Annotated in this window: 4 protein-coding genes, 3 tRNA genes and 1 pseudogene; 1 reads left to right on the top strand and 7 read right to left on the bottom strand. The window is 67.7% G+C overall.

All coding sequences use genetic code 11. The annotated features are described in order from the left end of the window. Positions 1-352 (top strand): annotated as a pseudogene (locus tag FHG89_RS33355) (hypothetical protein); the annotation flags it as partial. A gap of 86 nt (positions 353-438) precedes the next feature. On the opposite strand, the gene FHG89_RS16110 reads toward FHG89_RS33355, so the two are convergent. From FHG89_RS16110 to FHG89_RS16080, 7 genes are all read right to left on the bottom strand, one after another. Beyond that, positions 439-975: a hypothetical protein gene (locus tag FHG89_RS16110; RefSeq protein ID WP_139585205.1), complete on the bottom strand. Its 537-nt coding sequence runs from the start codon at positions 973-975 to the stop codon at positions 439-441. Beyond that, positions 972-1,709 carry a hypothetical protein gene (locus tag FHG89_RS16105; RefSeq protein ID WP_139585204.1) on the bottom strand — a complete coding sequence of 246 codons (738 nt, stop codon included), beginning with the start codon at positions 1,707-1,709 and terminating at the stop codon, positions 972-974. The genes FHG89_RS16110 and FHG89_RS16105 overlap by 4 nt, the downstream gene beginning before the upstream one ends. Before the next feature lie 96 nt (positions 1,710-1,805). Beyond that, entirely contained in the window at positions 1,806-2,507 is a 702-nt protein-coding gene (locus tag FHG89_RS16100; RefSeq protein WP_139585203.1) for a hypothetical protein, read from the bottom strand. A 302-nt stretch (positions 2,508-2,809) separates the two neighbouring features. Further along, positions 2,810-2,883: transfer RNA gene (locus FHG89_RS16095), tRNA-Phe, on the bottom strand. 99 nt (positions 2,884-2,982) lie between these two features. After that, a tRNA-Asp gene (locus FHG89_RS16090) sits at positions 2,983-3,056 on the bottom strand. 31 nt (positions 3,057-3,087) lie between these two features. After that, positions 3,088-3,160, bottom strand: a tRNA-Glu gene (locus tag FHG89_RS16085). 153 nt (positions 3,161-3,313) lie between these two features. Then, on the bottom strand, positions 3,314-3,962 hold a 649-nt coding region (locus FHG89_RS16080), incomplete at its 5' end, for a polysaccharide deacetylase family protein (protein WP_139585202.1).

The following is a 3,962-nucleotide window of genomic DNA, read 5'->3' as shown; positions in this document are numbered from 1 at the left end:
GGCCGGCGGTGCGGAGGGATCGCGACAGGGGTCCGGCGGCGCGGAGGGGCGGCAGCCCGAGGGGCAGGGTGCGGGACGACAACCGGCCGGTGCGGGCGGAGGCGCGCAGGGGCCCGCGGAGCCGCCGGCCGGCGAGTCCCGCAACCGACCCGGCGGAACGCCCGCTTCCGGGACGGGTCCGTCCGGTAATGGTGACGGTGGTCAGGGCGGCGGCCTGTCCGGTGGGGCGCACACGGCCGCGCAGCTCGCCGAGCAGGCGGGGGAGACCCTGTGGCAGGCCGGGCGCAGCGTATGGGAGGCGATCCAGGGCGGCGTGGCGCAGCACCGCCAGCAGGGGCGCCGAGATCAGTGAGCGATTCGGCGATCTCGATGTCGCGGTAACGCAGCCGCGCCGAGGACGTAGAGGTGCCGGGCCGGCGTCCGTGCCTCCCCGGACGGCTACTCGGCCTCCGCCGAACCCCTCACCGTCGAGACGCCGCGCTTCTTGCTCCACGCCGTACTAGGGGTGTCTTTGCCCTGATGGAGCAATCCTATGGTGATGGGCTCCAGACCAATGCGCATCGACAGCGAGTGCAGCCCCTCACGGATGAACGGCATGACCACGAAGAAGGCGACCTGGTCCATGAACTTCCGCATCAGCAGGCGGTCCGGTCTGCCGCCCTCTGCCAGGGAGAAGGTGGCAACAATCTGAACCTGTATCGAGGCGACCCCCTCCTCGCCGGTCGGCGACGACAGGGGCGCATCAACGGTGAAGCGGGTATCGAATCCGTCGCCTCGATAACGGAAGGCACTGACCACTTTGAGATTGAGCTCCCCCACCTCGACGGGACTCTCGGCCAGGAGTTCGGCATGCCATTTGGTCACTCGCACGTCCAACAGGTCTGCGCGAGCAACAAGGTCCCTGAGGGCATCCTCCGAGTCGGCAGCGGACGACGACTCGACGGGAGGGGCCTCAACCTCAGGCGCGTTGCTCACGTTAATTCCTCAACCTGTTCCGGCCCAGGAGACACCTCGATGTACGAGGCGGCATCCTGGTGCAGATACCTGGCTACCCAGGACGACCAATCGTCGCCCATTTTGATCGCCCAATGCATGTGACCCTTTGCCCTTGAGGAGAGGATCTCCTCATCAAGCTGCTCAAGGAGCACGTGAAAGTGCTCACCCCGTTCGACCGGCGGTCGCACGCTGCGTTCATACGACGCGGCGGCCTCCCACTCGTCATCGATCGGCTGCTTCACCTTCAGGAGATGGGCATTCAGCTCCGCGATCTGCTGAGCTGAAAGGTGATGCTCGTCTTCCCCGATGCGGTAGGTCTCCCGCAGCCAGGAGTTGACCGCGAACCATTGCCACACCTTTGATTTGCCGTTTCCGACCGTCCCCACCGGACGCGGGAAGTCACCCGGACCGCGGAGCCCCTCGGCCCACAGCCGTACAGCCTCCCGCGAAACGCCGAGCCGATACGCGATGTCGGATGTCGAGACAAGCTCCTGATCGACGTCCAGCACCTCTGCGCCGGGAAGAATGTGAGTTATCCGGCGGGCTGCCGCCAGGGCAGTGGCGACCGGATTCGTGGTCGGGGTATGCAGGGTTGCCACCACACCGCCGTCGCGTTCAGACCAGGCCAAATCGGAGAGATGCTCGCCCAGCAGCTCCAGGGTGACGTCATCGTCCAGATCCACGCCGCTAACACGAAGGGGGATGCGGATCATGAGCCTCTCCCACCTGCTCGTCATCTGAGCTCTAGCATAGGGCTAGTGTTGCCACCTGCCAACACCCTACGTCAGCCGATCGCTTCTGTGTGTCACCTATTGGTGTAAACGTGCTCGAAGGGACCGAATGGTAGTACGGATCTCTCGTACGCGCCGCTTCAGGTCCCGGACCTCGCCCGACTCGGTTTCCTGCTTGAGGGAAGCCTTCACCTGCAACGCCGACTCATCGGCCAGCTCCAATAGCTGACCAGGATCCCGCAGCGGTGTGGCCGCCTCACCCAGGGACTCCTCGGCGGCCGCACCTGCCGCCCGAGCCTCCTCTTCCATGTCGAAGGCTGCCGTCAGCAACTCGTCTACTTCCGACGCCGCGTCGCCCGCCTCGGTCAACAGTTGCTCTGCCCTGTCGAACAGGGCGGCGGCGTCCTGCTCGTACGCCGATCGTTCGAGAAGCGCCTCCGCTCCTCGGCAGAGGGCTTCCACCTTGCCGAGCTGGGCAGCGGCTTCAGCCACCACGCCGACAACCACCCCCGTGTTGTGGGGGCACCTGCGGACCAGGCGTTCGAATTCGCGTGCCGCGGACTCGCCGCCGTCCCCAGTGGAGAAGACGATGTACTTGCAGGCGCGGGCCCGGTCGTCGGGCGGCTGGCAGAAGGCGGTGCCGTGGATGTGTCCCGAGCCTCCGGCTTTCCGGTACCACCAGCCTGCGGCGCGCGCGTAGGCAAGAGCCCGGTCGAACCAGGGCTTCGAGTGGTGCCAGGGGTCGGATGGACTCAACCACTTTGGTCCGCTCCCCGACATGCATCCCCCTTGCAGGCGACGAGTCCCCCATCGTCACGGCACCGACACTCTAGGTGATTTTGCCATAGCTGGCTGTCGAGCCATAGTGCGCGACGGGGATGTGGCACGGCTTCTGTCGGAGGGGATGCCGCGGCTGAGCCTTCGGGGCACGAGGTGCCGGAGAGCGGGCTCAGAGCGTGCGCCAGCGCGGGTGATCACGCACCACAGGGCGGCCAGGATCGGCGCGTCCGGGTTCACAAAAAGCAAGATCCCCACCTGCGTTTCCGCTGGTGGGGACCTCTGTAGCCCGGCGAAAGGCTATGTGGCCAGGGGCGGGGTCGAACCGCCGACCTTCCGATTTTCAGTCGGACGCTCGTACCAACTGAGCTACCTGGCCGTGCCGCTCGGCTCATGCTACCCGTCGACCGGACGAACCGTTGGCAGGGTCACACGCTCCGATACGCAGAACGCCGCGCGAGGCGCGGCGTCAGCGCTGCGGTCCTGACGGGACTTGAACCCGCGACCTCCGCCTTGACAGGGCGGCGAGCACTCCAACTGCTCCACAGGACCTAGCTTGTGTTGCTCCGGCTTGCGCCGGTCGTGCCCCCAACGGGATTCGAACCCGTGCTACCGCCTTGAAAGGGCGGCGTCCTGGGCCGCTAGACGATGAGGGCGGCCCCGCCATCATTGCACACTCGCAACTTCAAGCGGACTTGCTCCCATCCGGCCCCGCCGGAGGCTTGGAAAGCATACGTGATGCCCGGTCGGTCGACAAAATCGGTATCGGGGTGCCCCTCGTGCGGCGCATCTTCGCAGCTCAGAGGCGTTTAGCGCAATCGGGCGATGCCGAAGCGGTGCTTCAGGTCGGCGATCAGGTGCGGGCAGGCGGCCAGCGTCGCGGCCCGGTCGCCACCGCCGTCGTGCAACAGCACGATGGAACCGGGACGTGCGGCGTTGTGGACCCGCTTGGCGATCGTGGCGGCCGTCGGCTTGTCCCAGTCCTGCGGGTCGACGGCCCAGTGCAGCGGGAGCATCCCCAGTTCCTTCGCCACGCCCAGCACCTCAGGCGTCCACCGGCCGCCCGGCTGCCGGTAGAAGGCCACCGGAGCGCCCGGAGCGGCCGCCTGGATGGCCCGGTTGGTGCGGGCCAGGTCGGCGCGGATCTCGGCGACCGGCCGCCGGGCGAGGTCCAGGTCGTGCCGCCAACTGTGGTTGCAGAGCTGGTGACCCTCCCGGACGATCCGGCGGACCAGCTCCGGGTGGCGTTGCACCTCGCGGCCGACCACGCAGAAGGTGGCCGTGACCCGGGCGGCCCGCAGCTGGTCGAGGACCTTCGGCGTCCAGGCCGGGCTGGGGCCGTCGTCGAAGGTCAGGGCGACCGGGCGTACGCCTGTGTTGCGTCGTAGCCCGGCGGGAAGCTTGGCCGGCAGCGGCCGCAGCTGGGGCTTCGGCGGCGCGGCGCCGGCCGGGCTCGGT

The sequence above is a fragment of the Micromonospora orduensis genome (assembly GCF_006228125.1).
In the GTDB taxonomy this organism is placed as follows: domain Bacteria; phylum Actinomycetota; class Actinomycetes; order Mycobacteriales; family Micromonosporaceae; genus Micromonospora; species Micromonospora orduensis.
Note: the sequence above shows the minus strand (reverse complement) of the source record. Positions and strands in the feature narration are given on the sequence as shown.